The 17,142-nt window shown below is 66.5% G+C and carries 15 protein-coding genes; 5 read left to right on the top strand and 10 right to left on the bottom strand.

The genetic code is table 11. The features are described from left to right. Nucleotides 1–3: 3 nt before the first annotated feature. The 5 genes from C1876_RS13130 (at nucleotide 4) to C1876_RS13110 (ending at nucleotide 5,684) form a co-directional block, all read left to right on the top strand. Nucleotides 4–2,031, top strand: a complete 2,028-nt coding sequence (locus C1876_RS13130) for a dipeptide/oligopeptide/nickel ABC transporter permease/ATP-binding protein (protein ID WP_114547178.1) — start codon at nucleotides 4–6, stop codon at nucleotides 2,029–2,031. Next, the gene (locus C1876_RS13125) at nucleotides 2,028–2,888 is read left to right on the top strand and encodes an ABC transporter ATP-binding protein (RefSeq protein ID WP_114547177.1); all 861 of its coding nucleotides are present in this window, start codon (nucleotides 2,028–2,030) and stop codon (nucleotides 2,886–2,888) included. Before C1876_RS13130 ends, C1876_RS13125 begins: the two co-directional genes overlap by 4 nt. 150 nt (nucleotides 2,889–3,038) lie before the next feature. Then, nucleotides 3,039–4,031 carry a dihydrodipicolinate synthase family protein gene (locus tag C1876_RS13120; RefSeq protein WP_114547176.1) on the top strand — a complete coding sequence of 331 codons (993 nt, stop codon included), beginning with the start codon at nucleotides 3,039–3,041 and terminating at the stop codon, nucleotides 4,029–4,031. A gap of 13 nt (nucleotides 4,032–4,044) precedes the next feature. Then, complete coding sequence (locus C1876_RS13115; RefSeq protein WP_114547175.1) at nucleotides 4,045–5,001, top strand: ROK family protein; 957 nt, start codon at nucleotides 4,045–4,047, stop codon at nucleotides 4,999–5,001. An 11-nt stretch (nucleotides 5,002–5,012) separates the two neighbouring features. Further along, nucleotides 5,013–5,684: an N-acetylmannosamine-6-phosphate 2-epimerase gene (locus tag C1876_RS13110; RefSeq protein ID WP_114547174.1), complete on the top strand. Its 672-nt coding sequence runs from the start codon at nucleotides 5,013–5,015 to the stop codon at nucleotides 5,682–5,684. A gap of 5 nt (nucleotides 5,685–5,689) precedes the next feature. On the opposite strand, the gene C1876_RS13105 is transcribed toward C1876_RS13110, so the two are convergent. From C1876_RS13105 to C1876_RS13060, 10 genes are all read right to left on the bottom strand, one after another. Next, nucleotides 5,690–7,099 (bottom strand): L-cystine transporter, encoded by a 1,410-nt coding sequence (locus tag C1876_RS13105; protein WP_114547173.1) that lies wholly within the window; start codon nucleotides 7,097–7,099, stop codon nucleotides 5,690–5,692. A 451-nt stretch (nucleotides 7,100–7,550) separates the two neighbouring features. Beyond that, on the bottom strand, nucleotides 7,551–8,696 hold the full coding sequence (gene nagA / locus C1876_RS13100; RefSeq protein ID WP_114547172.1) for an N-acetylglucosamine-6-phosphate deacetylase: 1,146 nt from the start codon (nucleotides 8,694–8,696) through the stop codon (nucleotides 7,551–7,553). After that, nucleotides 8,687–9,415, bottom strand: coding sequence for a glucosamine-6-phosphate deaminase (gene nagB / locus C1876_RS13095; protein ID WP_114547171.1), 729 nt, complete (start codon nucleotides 9,413–9,415; stop codon nucleotides 8,687–8,689). The genes nagA and nagB overlap by 10 nt, the downstream gene beginning before the upstream one ends. Before the next feature lie 42 nt (nucleotides 9,416–9,457). After that, on the bottom strand, nucleotides 9,458–11,635 hold the full coding sequence (locus C1876_RS13090; RefSeq protein WP_114547170.1) for a glycosyltransferase family protein: 2,178 nt from the start codon (nucleotides 11,633–11,635) through the stop codon (nucleotides 9,458–9,460). A 94-nt stretch (nucleotides 11,636–11,729) separates the two neighbouring features. After that, nucleotides 11,730–12,356 (bottom strand): adenylate kinase, encoded by a 627-nt coding sequence (locus C1876_RS13085; protein WP_114547169.1) that lies wholly within the window; start codon nucleotides 12,354–12,356, stop codon nucleotides 11,730–11,732. Between the two features lie 124 nt (nucleotides 12,357–12,480). Further along, nucleotides 12,481–14,253: a molecular chaperone DnaK gene (gene dnaK, locus C1876_RS13080; RefSeq protein WP_114547168.1), complete on the bottom strand. Its 1,773-nt coding sequence runs from the start codon at nucleotides 14,251–14,253 to the stop codon at nucleotides 12,481–12,483. A 222-nt stretch (nucleotides 14,254–14,475) separates the two neighbouring features. Further along, the gene (locus C1876_RS13075) at nucleotides 14,476–15,276 is read right to left on the bottom strand and encodes a J domain-containing protein (RefSeq protein ID WP_114547167.1); all 801 of its coding nucleotides are present in this window, start codon (nucleotides 15,274–15,276) and stop codon (nucleotides 14,476–14,478) included. Next, nucleotides 15,269–16,096 (bottom strand): DUF5685 family protein, encoded by an 828-nt coding sequence (locus C1876_RS13070; RefSeq protein WP_114547166.1) that lies wholly within the window; start codon nucleotides 16,094–16,096, stop codon nucleotides 15,269–15,271. The genes C1876_RS13075 and C1876_RS13070 overlap by 8 nt, the downstream gene beginning before the upstream one ends. A gap of 2 nt (nucleotides 16,097–16,098) precedes the next feature. Beyond that, nucleotides 16,099–16,539: a MarR family winged helix-turn-helix transcriptional regulator gene (locus C1876_RS13065; RefSeq protein WP_114547165.1), complete on the bottom strand. Its 441-nt coding sequence runs from the start codon at nucleotides 16,537–16,539 to the stop codon at nucleotides 16,099–16,101. 11 nt (nucleotides 16,540–16,550) lie between these two features. After that, entirely contained in the window at nucleotides 16,551–16,967 is a 417-nt protein-coding gene (locus tag C1876_RS13060) for a hypothetical protein (RefSeq protein ID WP_114547164.1), read from the bottom strand. Nucleotides 16,968–17,142: the final 175 nt, after the last annotated feature.

Below are 17,142 nucleotides of genomic sequence, written 5' to 3'. Positions count from 1 at the left end.
AACATGGTGAAACTACGAGGAAACCTCACTGAGAAGATGGAAGCCAACCCCGGCAAGGTGCATTTCCGCCGCTGGAAGGCCATGAGCATCGGATCGCGCATCTCGCTGATCGTGCTCGTCCTTATCGTCATGATCGCCGTGTTCGCCAACATCCTGGCGCCGCACGACCCGTTCCAGATCTTCACGGCTCGCCAAGCACCCGACGCCGAGTTCCTGTTCGGCACCGACGACAAGGGCCGCGACGTGCTGTCGCGCATGATGTACGGTGCGCGCTACTCGCTCATCATCGGTCTCGGCGCCACCACCTTCGCGCTCATCTGCGGCTCCATCATCGGCGCTATCGCCGCGGTGTCGCGCAAGTGGGTGTCCGAAGTCATCATGCGCATCATGGACGTCGTCATGTCCTTCCCCGGCATCGCGCTGGCCGCCACGTTCGTGCTCGTGTTCGGCAACTCGGTGCCCTCGCTCATCTTCGCCATCGGCTTTCTGTACATCCCGCAGATCGCCCGCATCGTGCGCGCGAACGTGGTGAGCGAGTACAACCAAGACTACGTGCGCGCCGTCGTCGTTTCGGGCGCCCGCGCTCCGTGGATTCTCGTGAAGCACGTCATCCGCAACTGCATCGCCCCGGTCATGGTGTTCACCATCGTGCTCGTGGCCGATGCCATCGTGTTCGAGGCTTCGCTGTCCTTCATCTCGGCCGGCATTCCCGAGCCGACGCCGACGTGGGGCAACATCCTCTCCGACGCGCGCGGCGGCGTGCTTGCAGGCCGCTGGTGGCAGGCGCTGTTCCCGGGCCTCGCCATCATGATCACCGTGCTGTGCCTCAACATCCTGTCCGAGGGCATCACCGACGCCATGGCCGCAGCGCCGAAGGCGCCGGTCAAGGCCGACGACGCGGCCGTGCGTGCGAACCGCGAAGCCGACAAGATGGTTGCCGACCCGACACTGGCCTACGCCGCTCAGGCCGAGATGCTCGAGCAGCGCTTGACGCAGCTGCAGACCATCGAGAAGACGCGCACCGACCGCTTCGAAGCGCGCACCGACGTGCCGCCCATCCTGGAAGTCAAGGACCTGTGCATCAAGTTCCCGCGCCACGGCGACGTGAACGTGGTCGATCACGTGAGCTTCGTGGTGCGCCCGCGCCAAACCATGGGCCTCGTGGGCGAATCGGGCTGCGGCAAGTCCATCACCTCGCTCACCATCATGGGCCTGCTCGACCCGAAGGCGCAGGTGACCGGCGAGGTGCTGTACGACGGTCGCAACCTGCTCGACATGAGCCAGAAGCAGATGAACGAGCTGCGCGGCCGCGAGATCGCCATGATCTACCAGGACGCGCTGTCCTCGCTCAACCCATCCATGCTCATCAAGTCGCAGATGAAGCAGCTCACGAAGCGCGGCGGCACCCGCTCGGCCGAGGAGCTGCTTGAGCTCGTGGGCCTCGATCCGAAGCGCACGCTCGATTCCTATCCGCACGAGCTTTCGGGCGGCCAGCGTCAGCGCGTGCTCATCGCCATGGCGCTCACCCGCGACCCGAAGGTCATCATCGCCGACGAGCCCACCACGGCCCTCGACGTGACCGTGCAGAAGCAGGTCATCGACCTGTTGAACAAGCTGCAGAAGGAGCTGGGCTTCGCGATGGTGTTCGTGAGCCACGACCTGGCGCTCGTCGCCGAGGTGGCGAACTCCATCACGGTCATGTACGCCGGCCAGGTGGTGGAGCAGGGCCCTGTCACCGACATCCTGTGCCACCCCGTGCACGAGTACACCCGCGGCCTCTTGGGCTCGGTGCTGTCCATCGAAGCCGGCGGCACGCGCCTGCACCAGGTGCCCGGCAGCGTTCCCAGCCCGAAGGACTTCCCGGCGGGCGACCGCTTCACGCCGCGCTCGAGCCATCCCGATAAGGTCTCGCAGCTGCGCCCCGTGCTCAAGCGCGTCTCCAACAGCGATCATTACTACGCCGAGCTGCCCGACAGCGAGCTCAAGCGCCTCGGCATCAAACCGTACGTCCCAGGAGGTGCCATCATATGAGCGAGCAGGAACGCATGAACGCGGGCGTCCAGCCCGCTGCGGAGGGTGGCGAGCCCACCCCCATCATCTTCCTCGACGATATTCGCGTGACGTTCAAGACGCGCACGGGTTCCCTGCTGCATCCGAACAAGGTGCAGGCCGTGCGCGGCCTCACCCTCAAGCTCATGCCGGGTCAGACCCTGGGCATCGTGGGCGAGTCCGGCTGCGGCAAGTCCACCACGGCGAACGTCATGTGCGGATTGCAGCAGCCCACGTCGGGCAAGGTGTACTTCAAGGGCCAGGACGTGACGAAGCGTTCGGCCGCCGAGCGTCGCCTTATCGGCCGCGTGATTTCGGTGGTGTTCCAGGACCCGGCCACGGCCCTCAACGCGCGCATGAGCGTGCATGACCAGCTCATGGACCCGCTCACCGTGCACAAGGTGGGCGACAAGACGTCGCGCGAGCGCCGCGTGCTCGACCTCATCGAGATGGTGGGCCTGCCGAACTCCGTGCTGGATGCCCTGCCGGGCCAGCTGTCCGGCGGCCAGCGTCAGCGCGTGGCCATCGCCCGTGCCCTGTCGCTCGAGCCCGACGCCATCATCGCCGACGAGCCCACGAGCGCCCTCGACGTGTCGGTGCGTGCGCAGATCCTCAACCTGCTCATGGACCTCAAGCGCGACCTGGGCTTGTCCATGGTGTTCATCAGCCACGACATTCAAACCGTGCGCTACATCTCCGACGAGATCATCGTGATGAACGCGGGCGAGGCCGTGGAGCGCGGCGCGTCGAAGGACGTGTTCGAGCATCCGAAGGACGCGTACACGAAGCTGCTGCTGGGTGCCGCCCCGTCGCTGCTGCACCCCGATCTGGGCAAGTAACCCGTTTGCGTTGACACCGCATGCACCCTGCGCCCTCGACTGTTCGGTCGGGGGCGCATTTTATGTGGTGACCTGCCCTCATTCGTTGACGCTTGCGCTTGTGGAGTTTACCCTTTTACCGTTTACAGACAAACAGAGAGGCTTGCTCCTATGACTGATTCACCGTTTCGCGGCGTCATCCCCCCGGTCGTCATCCCGCTGACCGAAAAGCGCCAGCTCGACCTCGAGGCGCTCGAGCGCTCCATCAACCGCATGATCGAGGCCGGCGTCGACGGTCTGTTCTTCCTGGGCTCTTCCGGCGAGGTGGCCTTCCTCACCGACGCGCAGCGCTACCACGTGCTGCAGGAGGCCATCGCCATGGTGCACGGCCGCGTGCCGGTGCTCACGGGCATCATCGACATGGAAACCATGCGCGTGATCGACCAGGCCAAGCGCGCCACCGGCTACGGCGTGGACGCCCTCGTGGCCACGGCTCCCTTCTACGCCCTCGGCGGCCCGAAGGAAGTGGAGCGCCACTTCCGCGCCATCCGCGAGTACACCGATCTGCCCCTGTTCGCCTACGATCTGCCCGCCTGCGTGCACACGAAGCTCGATCCCACGATGCTCGTGCGCCTCGGCGAGGACGGCGTGCTGCAGGGTGTGAAGGACTCCTCGGGCGACGACGTGTCGTTCCGTTGGCTGTGCCTGCAAAACGAGGATGCCGGCCATCCGCTGCAGCTGCTCACCGGCCACGAAGTGGTGGTTGACGGCGCGTACCTGGGCGGCGCGGACGGCTCCGTGCCGGGCCTCGCGAATATCGACCCCGCCAGCTACGTGGAGCAGTGGCGCGCGGCGCAGGCCGGCGACTGGGAGCGCGTGCGCGAGATTCAGAACCACCTCGCCCGCCTCATGTTCGTCACGCGCGAAGTGAAGGCCACCGTGGGCTTCGGCGCCGGCGTGGGCGCATTCAAGACGGCGCTGTGGCAGATGGGCGTGTTCAACACGAACCAGATGCGCGAGCCCGTGTGCGCGCTCGAAGGCGAGGACGTGGAGCATATCGTGGACGTGCTCAAGGGCGCCGGTCTCATGGACGCCGACGCACCCGTGCGCCCGTCGCACTGGAATGCCTGCCCCGCCACCCCCGGCGCTCCGGCCTGCAAGTAGTCGGGAGCGCTGCATGGACGTCGCATACCCGCGCACGATAGTCGCCGTCGATGTAGGAGGCACCAAGATAGCCGGAGCGGTCGTTTCGTACGGCCGCTCCGGCGTTTCACCCGCCATCCTGCACGAGCGCACCATTCCCACCGACGCGTCGCGGGGCGGCAATGCGGTGCTCGACGACATCGTGCGCCTGGCGTTGGAGCTGATCGCCGCCTGCGACGAGCCGCCGCTCGGCGTGGGCGTGGGCACGGCCGGCTGCGTCGACCCCCTCGCCGGCTCCATCGCCTTCGCGAACGACCTCATGCCCGGCTGGACGGGTCAGCCCGTTGCCGCGCGCCTGCGCGAAGCGACGGCGCTGCCGGTTGCCGTCATGGGCGACGTGCACGCCCACGCCCTCGGCGAGGCTCGCTGGGGAGCGGCCCGCGGCATGCAGAGCTGCCTGTGCGTGGCGGCCGGCACGGGGCTGGGCGGCGCGTTCGTGGCCGACGGCGCGGTAATGCGCGGCTTCCGCGGCGCGGCCGGGCACCTCGGGCACGTGCAGAGCCCGCTTGCCGCCGGCATTCCCTGCGCCTGCGGGGCGTCGGGACATCTCGAATCCATCGCGTCGGGCACGGGCCTCGGCATCCTGTTCGACCGCCTGTTCCCCGCCCGTGCGGGCGAGGTGGCGGGCGGCGCCGACGTATCGCGCCTGGCCGCAGCGGGCGACGCCGACGCCATCGAGGTGCTGCAGGCCTCGGGCCGCGCACTGGGAGAAGCCCTGGGCTCCTGGGCCAACACCTTCGACCCCGAGGTGATCGTGCTGTCCGGATCGGTGCTGGCGGCGGGCGAACCGTGGCGCGCGGGCATGCGCGAGGGGTTCGCCTCCATGGTGATGCCGCTCATGCGCGACACGCCCATCGTGGACGCCGCTTTGGGCGGCCACGCTCCCCTCGTGGGAGCGTCCGAGAATCTGCTTGATACCGTTACCCTTTAAGGAGCACCAGCATGGATACTTTGATTGCCAGCTTGCAGGGCAAGCTCATCGTCAGCTGCCAAGCCTACGTGGGCGAGCCGATGCGCCACCCCGAAACCATGGCGCAGGTGGCCCTGTCCGCCGAGCGCGGCGGCGCGGCGGCCATCCGCTGCCAGGGCCTGGCCGATATCGCGGCCATCAAGGGCCAGGTGGAGGTGCCGGTCATCGGCCTGTGGAAGGAGGGACACGAAGGCGTGTACATCACGCCGACGCTGCGCCACGCTCGCGCCTGCATCGCCGCCGGCTCCGATGTGGTGGCCATCGACGCCACGTCCCGTCCCCGCCCCGACGGGCGCACGTTCGCGGAAACCGTGGAAGCCCTGCGCGGCGAGACGCTGATCATGGCCGACTGCTCCTGCATGGACGACGTGCACCGCGCCCTCGAGGCCGGCGTCGACATCGTGTCCACCACGCTTGCCGGCTACGTGCCGGGCGGCCGCGCGAAAACCGACGGCCCCGACCTCGAGTTCCTGCGCGAAGCCGTTGCCGTTGCCGGCGACACCCCCGTGTTCTGCGAAGGCCGCATCCACACGACGGCGGACGCGCGGGCCGCCATAGATGCCGGAGCCTTCGCCATCGTCGTAGGAACCGCCATCACCCACCCCCAGTCCATCACCGGATGGTTCGCCGGAGCGATCGGGTAACCTCCCTACACCTCTCCCTCCCCCGTCACGTACGCTTCTGTATCGTGCAGCACGGCCCGGTCGTAACCGCCGGTTGCGTGGGAGGCGGTGATGCCGGCCACCATGGAGTCGCTGACGTTGAGCGCGGTACGGCCCATGTCCACGAGCGGCTCCACCGACGCGAGGATGGCCACCACTTCGATGGGCAGGCCCATGGTGCCCAGCACGATGAGCGATGCGAACGTGGCGCCGCCGCCCACGCCCGCCACGCCGAACGAGCTGATGGCCACGACGAAGAAGAGGGGCACGAAGAACGTCGGCGACAGGACGTCGATGCCCACGGTGGGCGCTACGATGGTGGCCAGCATCGCCGGATACACGCCCGCGCAGCCGTTCTGCCCGATGGACATGCCGAAGCTGGCCGCCAGGTTCGCCGATGCGGCGTCCACGCCGAGCGCGCGATGCTGCGTCTCGATGTTGAGCGGCAGCGCGCCCGCGCTCGAACGCGACACGAACGCGAAGCTGAGCACGGGAAACGCCTTCTTGAAGTACGTCACGGGGCTCACGCGGTTCGCCAGGAGGATCAGCACGTGCACGCCGAGCACCGCGAACAGCGCCGCGTACGACACGAGCACGAACTTCCCCAGCCCCAGGATGGCGAGATAGTCGCTCGTCGCCATCACCTTCGCGATGAGCGCGAGGATGCCGTACGGCGTAAGCCCCAGCACCATGGCGACCACGCGCATGACGATGCCGTACAGGCTGTCGATGAGGCGCTTGAAGAAATCGGCCTGCTCGCCGTCCTTATCGCGCAGCTTGAGGTACGCCCATCCCAGAATGGCCGAGAAGATGACCACCGCGATGGTGGACGTGGAACGCAGGCCGGCCAGGTCGGCGAAGGGGTTCGTGGGAATGAACGAGAGGAGCTCTTGCGGCAGCGTGAGGTCGGCAACCTGTCCCTGCTGCGACGTGAGCGCCGACAACTCCGAGGCGTCGGGTGCGGCGCCGTCGAGAAAGCTCGCGTGCGTCAACCCCGAGAGCACCACCGAGCCCCAGCCGATGACGGCCGCAACGGTCACCGTGCCCAGCAGCACGGCGAGCACCACCCCGGCGATGCGGCCGAAGTGCTCCGTGACCTCCGCGCGCGTGAACGCGCCGAGGATGGCCACGAACACGAGCGGCATGACGAGCATCTTGAGCAGCGCGATATAGCCCTGCCCCACGATGGAAATCCAATCGAGCGCGACGGTAGTTGCCTCCCCGTCGCGGCCCATGAGCAGCTGCATGGCCAGCCCCAGAAGAATGCCCAGCCCCAACGCCGTGAACACGCGCACCGTGAAGCTGAGGCCTTTCGCACGCATGACCTTCAACACGACGAGCAAGGCGACGAACGCCGCCAATGCTCCGACGACGGGCATCACGACATCCATCGACATAGGCTTGCCTCTCCTTCTACCTGAACCGTACAAGGAAAGTATACGAGCCGAACAGCATCCCGAGAAAACAGCAGCCAACACGAAGCACGAGCGTCACCCTCCGGTTAGGGACGGGGCCTTGCGCCGGAGTACTACCTGGGCCTCACCTTGCGCCCGCGTACTACCTGGGCTTCCTCCATGGGCCGATGAACCTGCGCCTTTCCCATACGACCGAGAGCAACCTGGACCTTTCACTTTTGCGCCCGCGTACGACCTGCGGGAGCAATGCATTGCACGGCGGGCGCAATCTCGGCATCCCGCAGGTTATCCCGCCGCGCATAGGGGGGAGGGAGCAGGTTGCTCGCGGCTGCATGGGGAAGGCTCCGGCTGCTCGCGGCACATGGGCAAGGTGCAGGTTGCTCGCGGCTGCATGGGCAAAGCTCCGGCTGCTCGCGGGCGCCTCTTGTTGGCGCTACACTATGTTCCCGCGCACCACCACGTGCTTTACTTCGAGGTTCTCGTCGAGTATGACGGCGTCGGCTATCATGCCGGGCGCGATGGCGCCGCGGTCGGCTTCGATTCCCAGGGCGCGGGCCGGGTTGGCGCTTGCTGCGCGTACGGCGGTTTCCAGGGGGATGCCCATGTCGCGCACGGCGACGCGCACGCACGCCATGAGGTCGGTGGCCGAGCCGGCGATGGTGCCGTCGTGCAGGGTGGCCACGTTGCCGCGCACGGTGACGTCCTGCCCGCCGAGCGTGTATTCGCCATCGTCGAGACCGGTGGCCATCATCGAATCGCTGATGAGGATAACGCGGTCGCCGCCGAAAGCCGTGAACAGCAGGCGCACCATGGACGGGTGGATGTGCACGCCGTCGGCGATGAGCTCGGGCGTGACCTCCGGGTTGTCGAAGGCGGCGCCGATGGGGCCCGGCTTGCGATGATGGAGCGGCGGCATGGCGTTGCACAGGTGCGTCATCTGCCGCGCGCCGGCCTCGATGGCCGCGCACGTGGTGTCGTAGTCGGCCTGCGTGTGCGCGATGGATACGCGCACATCGGGCGCCACCGCAGCGATGAAGTCGAGGGCGCCGTCCACTTCGGGCGCCACGTCCACAAGCTTGATCAGGTTACCCGAACGCTCCTGCAGCCGGCGGAACATGGCCTCGTCGGGCAGATGGAGGTAGGCCGGATTCTGCGCGCCGATGTTGTCGGGCGAGATGTAGGGCCCCTCCATGTTGATGCCCACGAGCGCCGCGCCGTCGGGCTTGGCAGCGTAGGCGGCCGCGCAGTCCATGATAGGGCCGAGCACGTCCTCGGGATACGTCATGGTGGCCGGGCAGATGGCCGTCACGCCGCACGACGCTTCGTGCCGCGCGATGGCGTCCACCGCCTCTTCCGTGCCGTCGCAGAAGTCGTGCCCCACGCACCCGTGGAAATGCAGGTCGATGAGGCCGGGGATGACGTAGCACCCCGTCGCGTCGAGCACGGCCTCGTCGGCAGCGCCCGCAGGGGCAGCCGCCTCGTCCCGCGGCGCGACAGCCGCGAAGCGCTCGCCTTCGACGAGCACGTCGGCAGGGACGAACCCCTCCCCCGTCAGAACCGATCCGCCCGCTATTTGCACAGCGCACCCGCTGCCGGATCCACGATGACGGTGGCGTTGGGATGGAACTGCAGGATGGACGCCGGCACCTCGGGCGTCACCGGGCCGAAGAACGCCTGCTTCACGATCTCGGCCTTATGGGAACCCTCCACCACCACGAGCACGCTGCGCGCGGCCATGATGGTGCCGATGCCCATGGTGTACGCCTGGCGCGGCACCTCGTCGACGGAGTCGAACAGGCGGCTGTTCGCCTGGATGGTGCTCTCGGTGAGGTCGACGCAGTGCGTGGTCTTCGGGAACGTGTCCTCGGGCTCGTTGAAGCCGATGTGCCCGTTCGGCCCGAGACCCAGCAGCTGCAGGTCGACGCCGCCCGCCTCTTCGATGGCCTGCTCGTAGGCGGCGCACACGGCTTCGGCATCGGGGTTCGACCCTTCGGGCACGTGCGTGCGCGCCTGGTCGATGTCCACATGGTCGAACAGGTGCTGCTTCATGAAGTAGCGGTAGCTCTGATCGTGCTCGGGCGCGAGGCCGCGGTACTCGTCCAGGTTGAACGTGGTCACATCGGCGAAGCTGAGCTTGCCCTGCGCGCAATCGTCAACGAGACACGCGTACAGGCCGATGGGCGTCGTGCCCGTTGCCAGGCCCAACACGCACGAGGGGTCGGCCGTGACGAACGATGCGATGCGGTCGGCCGCCTGACGGCTCATGTCCTCAGTGCTCTCGGCGATGATGAATTCCATAGAACCTCTCTTCTCTCAAATCAAGCTGCTACGAATGCGAATCTATGTCCAGAACTGCGCGGTTTCCAGGATATTCCGATACGCCCACGGATACACGTCGGAATACCAACCTGTTTCGGGAACGAAGCACAACAGGGCCACGTACAGCACCGACAGCGCCACGAGCGCCAGCAGCACCCTCATGAGCAGGTTCTGCGTCGTGGAGCCGGGCGTCAGGTTCTCGTTCACGATGAACGCGAGCAGCACGACGGCCGCCAGGAACATGAAGCTGAAGTCGGCGAAGTAGCGTTGCAGGATGCCGGCCATCTCCGCATCGGCCAGCGCCACGATGACGCCGCCCAGGATGAGCACGATGATGACGCCGGCGATGGTGCGCGTGGAGCGTTGGCTGAACCGCAGCTGCAGGATGCGCTTCGCGAACGGCAGCACCCACAGCACGGGCAGGCAGGCCAGGATGCCGCCGAAGGTGACTTCCTTGATGGTCTGTCCCATGTACGTGGTATCGAACGGCGCCGGTTGCAGGTACGGGAACACGCCCGTCGCGCTCGGCGGTTGCAGGAAGTACGCGAAGAGCGCCGGCGCCAAGCGGCCGATGTTCCACCCGCGCTTCGTCATGTCGTTCACCGTGAGGTTGTAGTTCGCGCCGAAGTCCGTGAACGAACCGAAGCGCGCGTAGTTGTACCCCATGAGGCCCGCGGCCACCACGGCGTACGGCGCGGCCAAGCACGCGAACTCGCGTGCGCCCCGCGGCGTGAACAGCCGGCGCTTCGTGATGTACGTGCGCCAGAACAGCGGAAACGCCAGCAGCGACAGCACGAGCAGCTGCGGGCGGCACCCCGCCACGAGCGCCATGCACAGCGACCCGGCCAGGTACCACTTCTCGGGCCCCGACGAGGCGCGGCCCTTCATCCAGAAGTACAGGCCCCACACCGAGAACGCCAGCCCGAGCGCGATGGGCAGCGAGTAGAACGTCGGGAACTTCAGCAGGTACAGCACGCCGCAGCACATGACGAGCGGTATCTGCAGCAGCAGGTACAGCCCCAGGCTCACCCGTTTGAAGTGGTAGCGCGCGAAGCGGTCGAGTAGCGCCGAGCATCCCAGCACGAACGCCACCACCGCGATGAGCACGCCGATGGCCGTGGGGAAGTTCGCACCCGTGAGCAGATAGAACGGCAGGTAGAACAGGATGACCGGCACCACGCCGAAGTAAACGTAGTAGTGTCCGTCGTGGTAGGCCACGTCGAACAGGTACGGCTCCCCTGTCTCCTTCTGCGCCTCGTCGCGCGCGCCCTTGTCGTAGGGGTCGTCGGAGTCCTGCAGCCACTGCGGCGGCTCCTGCTCGAGGTACAGCTGACCGTGCGCCATCGCCTTCGCCAGCTCGGCGTACTGCTGCGCGTTGTCGCCGCCCACCTCGAAGGTGTTGACGATGCTCGTGCCGTCCCACGAACCGCTGTTGTAGCTCGACGTGGCCACGCCCACGAGGTTCGAGCCCAGGAACAGGTACGAGCTGAGCAGGCATACCTCGATGGCGACGGTGGCGATGATGGCCGCCTTCGACTTCCGCGGCTCGTCCACGATGCCGATGCGGTAGATGGCCGACCGCGGACGGAAGGCGAACGCAAGGCTGAACAGCCCGATGCAGAAGACGAAGCGCGTCATGTTGAAGTCGAAGGGATGGTGCGCGTTGAGGCACACGTCCGTCAGCTTGATGGGATAGCTCACGTCGTCGCCGGTGATCTCGATGCGCAGGTTCTTCACGAGGCCCGTGGTGTTGAGATTGATGTACTCGCTCTGATCCGAGAACGTGGACACCTCGACGGGCGGCACGCCCACCGTGTACTCGGTGGAATCGAAGTAGGTATGGTGCGCATCGTCGGTGAACTGGATTTTCACCGTCACCTCTTGCGCGGGCTGCAAATAGTCGAAGTTGAGCCAGATGTTGTGGACCTCGGTGTTGAGGTTCGAGAACTCCAGCACGTGGTTCACCGCGGTCACCTTGTACTGGTCGTCGGTGGTCTCTTGCAACGTGAGCTTGTCGTTGAGCGAGATGGTGTTGTACTTCGCCGACGTGAAGTAGTTCATATTGAACAGGAACGTCTCAAGCACGAGCGCGATCACCACGATGGCGAGCGCACTCTTCACGAGATGCCGCACGGCAGGCCGGTGCCTGCTCATGAAGCCCTGGTAGGCGTAGGATATGTTCTGTCGAACGGTAGGCATACTGGTAACGGATTATAGATGAAAAAAGGCGGAGGGGGCAGCTCAAGCCCCTTCCGCCTTCAAGAATGCGTGCAAAAAGCTGCGCGCGGCGCGCTTACAGGCCGAGCGCCTGCTTCACGTCGCCGTACACGACGTTCGGATCGCGGTCGCCGTCGATGGAGACGAGCAGGTCGCAGCCGCGATAGTAGTCGATGAGCGGCGCCGTGGACTTCTCGTACACGTCGAGGCGGTTGCGCACCGTGGCCTCGTTGTCGTCGTCGCGCTGGTACATCTCGCCGCCGCACTTCGGGCACGTGATGTCGGCAGCGGTGCCGATGTAGTTGCAGTCGCGGCACATGCGGCGCGACGTGAGGCGCTTGACAATGACCTCGGGGTCGACGTCCACGAGCAGGGCGGCGTCGAGCGGACGGCCCAGCTTCGACAGCTCGGCGTCGAGCGCGACCGCCTGGGCGGACGTGCGCGGGAAGCCGTCGAGGATGAAGCCCTTCTCGGTATCCGGGTCCTGCAAGCGCTCGGTGACGAGGCCGATGATAACATCATCGGGCACGAGGTCGCCCGCGTCCATGTAGGACTTCGCCTTCTGGCCCAGCGGCGTGCCGGCCTTCACCGCGGCGCGCAGCATGTCGCCCGTGGAGATGTGCGGCGTGCCGAACTCTTCAACCAGCTTGGCTGCCTGCGTGCCCTTACCGGCACCCGGCGCTCCCAACAACACGATATTCATGATGGTTCAATCCTTTCGACATACAATCGATGGGCCGTATTGTACCAAAGCCCATCGCGTCGCGACCGTCTTTCCCGCAAAACCCCGTCAAAAGCGCAGCAGGACGCTGAGGGTTGCAGGACGGCTAGGCCTGCTCGGCCATAAGCGCGCGGGCCCGGGCGCTCGACTGCTCGAGCTGCGCCGTCGCCGCGCGCAACGCATCGGCGTCGCCCGCGTCCAGCTTGTCCAGCTTCTTGCCCAGCAGCTTCTGCAGGCCTGCGACATCGGCTTTGATCTGCTTCTTCTCTTCCTTCTCCAGCTGTTTTCCCACCTGGGTGAGCGCGCGGTTGGCCTCGTTCGCGAGGCGTTGGCCCTCCTCGCGCAGCACCATGAGATCGCGGCGCTCGCCGTCCTGCGCGGCGTACTGCTCGGCGTCGCGGATGGCGCGGTCGATGTCGTCGTCGGACATGCGACCCGAATCGTCGATGGTGATGGACTGCTGCTTGCCCGTGTCGAGGTCCTTCGCCGACACGGTGAGGATGCCGTTCGCGTCGATGTCGAACGTCACTTCGATTTGCGGGGCGCCGGCAGGGGCGCGCTTGATGCCCTTGAGCTTGAACGTGCCGATGGCCTTGTTGTCGGCCGCCATGGGGCGCTCGCCTTGCAGCACCTTGATCTCGACGCTCGTCTGGAACGCCGCAGCCGTGCTGAACACCTGCGAGTAGTGCACGGGCAGCGTCGTGTTGCGCTCGACGAGGCGCGTGGCCACGCCGCCCACCGTCTCGATGGACAGCGACAGCGGCGTGACGTCGAGCAACAGGATGCTGTTGTCGGCCTTGACGAGGCCCGTCGCCGAGCCCGACAGCGTGGCGCCCTGCATGGCGGCGCCCATGGCCACGCACTCGTCGGGGTTGATGGAAGCGGACGGCTCCTTGCCCGTGAGCTTCTTCACGTGGTCCTGCACGGCGGGAATGCGCGTCGAACCGCCCACGAGCAGCACGCAGCCCAGCTCGGAAGCGGCGATGCCCGCGTCGTTCAGGGCGTTTTGCACGGGGCCCGTCGTACGCTCCACCAGATCGCGCGTCATGTCGTTGAACGCGGCGCGCGACAGCGTGGCCTCGAGGTGCAGCGGGCCGGCCGCGCCCTGTGCGAGGAACGGCAGGTTCACGTGCGCCGTGTCGAGGGACGAAAGCTCCTTCTTCGCCTCGCGCGCGGCCTCCTTCACGCGCTGCAGGGCCGCCTGGTTGCCGCGCAGGTCGACGCCGTGCTCTCGCTTGAACGCGTCCACGAGGTACGCGGTCACACGCTCGTCGAAGTCGTCGCCGCCCAGGTGGTTGTCGCCCGAGGTGGCCAGCACTTCGATGACGCCGTCGCCGATTTCGATGACCGACACGTCGAAGGTGCCGCCGCCCAGGTCGTACACCATCACCTTCTGCTGACGGCCGTTGTCCAAGCCGTACGCGAGCGCGGCGGCCGTGGGCTCGTTGATGATACGCAGCACGTTGAGGCCCGCGATGCGCCCCGCGTCCTTCGTGGCCTGGCGCTGGGCGTCGTCGAAGTAGGCGGGCACCGTGATGACGGCGTCGGTGACGTCCTGGGCGAGGAAGGCTTCGGCGTCGATGCGCAGCTTGCGCAGGATCATGGCTGACAGCTCCTGCGGCGAGTAGGCCTTGCCGTCCACCGTGGCGCGCCACGTGTCGCCCATGCGGCGCTTCACCGACTCGATGGTGCGATCGGGGTTCACCGCCGCCTGGCGGCACGCGATGGTGCCCACGAGGCGCTCGCCGTCTTTCGAGAACGCGATGACGCTGGGCGTGGTGCGCTCCCCTTCCGCGTTCGGGATGATGGCGGGCCGCCCGCCCTCCACCGCCGCCGCGCAGCTGTTCGTCGTGCCGAGATCGATTCCGATGGTAGCCATGAGTGCGTCCTTTCGGTTGGGTTTGCGGTGCGAATCGCAGGTAGTCACAGGTAGTACGGGTCGTTCGTAACGTCAGCGAGGATTTCCGTGGTGCCCGATATCGTGGGGAGGGCGAGGGCGAAGCGTACTTCGGTACGCGAGCCCTCGACCTCGCCGCGAGATCGGGTGCCACGGGAAGCCGCAGCGTCGGCTTCGTTCCGGCGGTCGGCAGACCGCCGGAACCTAGAAGCCGATAAAGCGGCAGAGCGTGGGGCCGCAGCACCAGATGCCGCAGCAGATGAGGCCGGGGTCCATCATGTTGATGCCGAAGCCCTGCGACTGGCTTTCCTGCTGGTAGGTTTGCCCCGCCTGTTGAAACTGTCGCTGGGCGCGCTGGTAATCGGGGTTGTTCGGGTCCATCTGCACCGCGCGGCGTATCTGCTCGAGCGCCATGAGCGTGTTGCCCACGCCGTCGTTGGCCAGCGCGCTCAGATAGTACCAGCGTGCCGTGCGCCCGCCGCTCGTCACGGCGTTCAGCACGTCCACCGCCTGTTGATGGCGGCCGGCGTTGATGGCGTCGATGGCGCTGCGCAGCGCGGGACTGTCGGTTGCGGAGGGCTCGGGATGGATGGGCGCGCGGCTGCCGGAACCCGAGCCGCCGAAGCCGAACAGGTCGTCGAAGTCGAACCCGAAGCCGCCGGTCCAGCCGTAGGGGCCGCCGCTGCCGTAGCCCGAGCCGTCGCCCCCCGCCCCGCCCGCACCTGTGCCGCCCGCATAGCCGCCGCCGTACCCGGAGTCGGCGCCGCCGTAGGGGTTCGCACCCGGCTGCTGCGCACCCGCACGGCGATCGCGCGCGGCGTACTTTTCGGGGTTGATGATGCGGTCGTAGGCCTCGTTGACCTTGTTCATCCGCTCGGCCGCAGCCGGATCGTTCGGATTGAGATCGGGGTGGTTTTCACGCGCCTTCTTGCGATACGCCTTCTTCACCTCGTCGGTGGACGCATCGCGGCTCACACCCAGCACGTCGTAGGGATTCTCAACCACGGCGCTTCTCCTTGTCGTTTTCCTTGGTGTTGTACTGCTGCCACACGCCCGCGTACACCACGCTGCGCAGCAGGTGCAGATCGCGTTCGAGCGGCAGCTTTTCGAACGCTTCGGCCACGCTCGCCGCCAGCAGCTCAAGGCTTTCGCGCACGGCCTCGGGAGACGCGTTCATGGCGACGAGCGGATTATAGCTTCCCGAGGCCGCGTCGTCTTCGTAGTCCATGGCCGCGTCCATCACGTAGATGAACTTGCCCAGGCGCGCGCCCAGCCGACGCAGGTCGTCGGCCCAGAAATCGGCCGGATCGTACACGAACAGCTCGCCCATGATCACGCCGAAGCGGTTCGCGGCCTCGTCGGGCGCCGTTTCCCCGCGCTCCTCAAGCTTTCCGATGTCGGCCATGCCGGCCTCCATCGCGGCGCAGATGCGCGGATTGCGCTCCTTCACCGCGTCGTAGGGCCCGGCGAGCGCCGTCGCGAACGCGCGCCCGCGCACGCTGCGGTCGTCGTGCCAGTCGTCGAGCGCCTTGTAGTACATGAGCGCCACCGTCACGTCGGCCGCGAAATCGGTGCAGCTCGTGCGCACGAACCCATGCGCTTTCACGGGATGCGGCACGCAGCGGCCCTCGCCGCGGGTTTCTTCCGGTTCGTAGAGCGAGCCCAGCAGCACCGCCAGAAACGTCAGATCGTACGTGAGCGCCAGCCGGCAGCGCTGCCCGCAGCGGTCTCCGAGCGCGCGGCATAGCCCGCAGTACGCCTCGTGGTACCGCAGCTGTTCGGCTTCGTTCAAATCCGCCAAGCTGGGAATAATATAGCCGAACATGGTCAGCCCCGCAGCTTCGCCGTGAACGCGTTGAGCGCGCGAAATCCGGCGATGATCGTCTCGAACGTTTCGGGCGACTCGCTTTCGAACGCGCTGCCGTAGCGGCGGCGCACCTCCGCATCCACGTCCAGAAGAAGGGCACGGCCCGCCTCGGTGAGCTGCAGCTCGAAGGCGCGCTTGTCAACCGCGCTGCGGCGGCGCTCCACCAGGCCGCGCGTCTCCAGCTTGTGGCACACCGCGGAGAAGTTCGTACGCAGGATGCCGGCTCGGTCGCTCGCCTCGCCCGCCGTGAGCCCCGGCGTACGCGTGAGTTCCAACAGCACGTGGAACTGCTGCAGCGTCAGATCGTGCTGCTGGCACACGGGCACCATGGTGTCGTGAAGCATGCGCTGCATGTCGCACGTCACGGCGAACAGGTCGCGCTTGAATTCGGCGATGTCCATGGCGAAGGACCTTACGACTTCTGCTTCGTCTCGGTTTTGCACTTCGGGCACACGACGCGCAGCGTGCCCTTGCCGCGCGGCACCGATAGCACCTGCCCGCAGCCCTTGCACGTGAAGTACCGGGTCGTCTTGCGGTTCGCCCACTTCTTGCGCGCGAGCGACAGCTGCTTCTTCGGCCCCGCCACGATACGTTCGAAGGCGGCGTTCTCGCGCTCGCGCGCCGTGATGTTCTTCGAGTAGCTGCGGAACAGCGAGTAGGCCAGCACCACAAGCGCCACCCACGACAGCATGTCGAGGCCCGGGACGATGGACCCCAGCAACAGCACGATGCCTACCACCATGAGGAAGTTCGAGAAGCTGTCCGTGCCGCGCCGGCCCTGCATCATGCCCGCAAGCTTCCACTGCATCCGTTCGAGAAAACCCTTCACGATCCGTCGCGCTCCTTCGGTCTTTGCCGTTCAACAAGGTTAATACTCTTAAAATAAGACTATTCCCCCGCCAAGACCGCCAGAACCCCGATAGCCATGCAACCCAAACAACTCAGACACAACTTGCACACAGAAGGACCGGGCCAAAAAGAAAGGGGCCCGCGGGCCCCTTTCT

Source organism: Eggerthella sinensis (assembly GCF_003339815.1).
In the GTDB taxonomy this organism is placed as follows: domain Bacteria; phylum Actinomycetota; class Coriobacteriia; order Coriobacteriales; family Eggerthellaceae; genus Eggerthella; species Eggerthella sinensis.
This window is presented reverse-complemented; position numbering and strand designations above follow the sequence as displayed.

Bases quoted from the DNA above. Each gene is read 5' to 3' on its own strand.
- C1876_RS13130 (WP_114547178.1), top strand. From the start codon at position 4: ATGGTGAAACTACGAGGAAACCTCACTGAGAAGATGGAAGCCAACCCC.
- C1876_RS13125 (WP_114547177.1), top strand. From the start codon at position 2,028: ATGAGCGAGCAGGAACGCATGAACGCGGGCGTCCAGCCCGCTGCGGAG.
- C1876_RS13120 (WP_114547176.1), top strand. From the start codon at position 3,039: ATGACTGATTCACCGTTTCGCGGCGTCATCCCCCCGGTCGTCATCCCG.
- C1876_RS13115 (WP_114547175.1), top strand. From the start codon at position 4,045: ATGGACGTCGCATACCCGCGCACGATAGTCGCCGTCGATGTAGGAGGC.
- C1876_RS13110 (WP_114547174.1), top strand. From the start codon at position 5,013: ATGGATACTTTGATTGCCAGCTTGCAGGGCAAGCTCATCGTCAGCTGC.
- C1876_RS13105 (WP_114547173.1), bottom strand. From the start codon at position 7,099: ATGTCGATGGATGTCGTGATGCCCGTCGTCGGAGCATTGGCGGCGTTC.
- nagB (WP_114547171.1), bottom strand. From the start codon at position 9,415: ATGGAATTCATCATCGCCGAGAGCACTGAGGACATGAGCCGTCAGGCG.
- C1876_RS13090 (WP_114547170.1), bottom strand. From the start codon at position 11,635: ATGCCTACCGTTCGACAGAACATATCCTACGCCTACCAGGGCTTCATG.
- C1876_RS13085 (WP_114547169.1), bottom strand. From the start codon at position 12,356: ATGAATATCGTGTTGTTGGGAGCGCCGGGTGCCGGTAAGGGCACGCAG.
- dnaK (WP_114547168.1), bottom strand. From the start codon at position 14,253: ATGGCTACCATCGGAATCGATCTCGGCACGACGAACAGCTGCGCGGCG.
- C1876_RS13070 (WP_114547166.1), bottom strand. From the start codon at position 16,096: ATGTTCGGCTATATTATTCCCAGCTTGGCGGATTTGAACGAAGCCGAA.
- C1876_RS13065 (WP_114547165.1), bottom strand. From the start codon at position 16,539: ATGGACATCGCCGAATTCAAGCGCGACCTGTTCGCCGTGACGTGCGAC.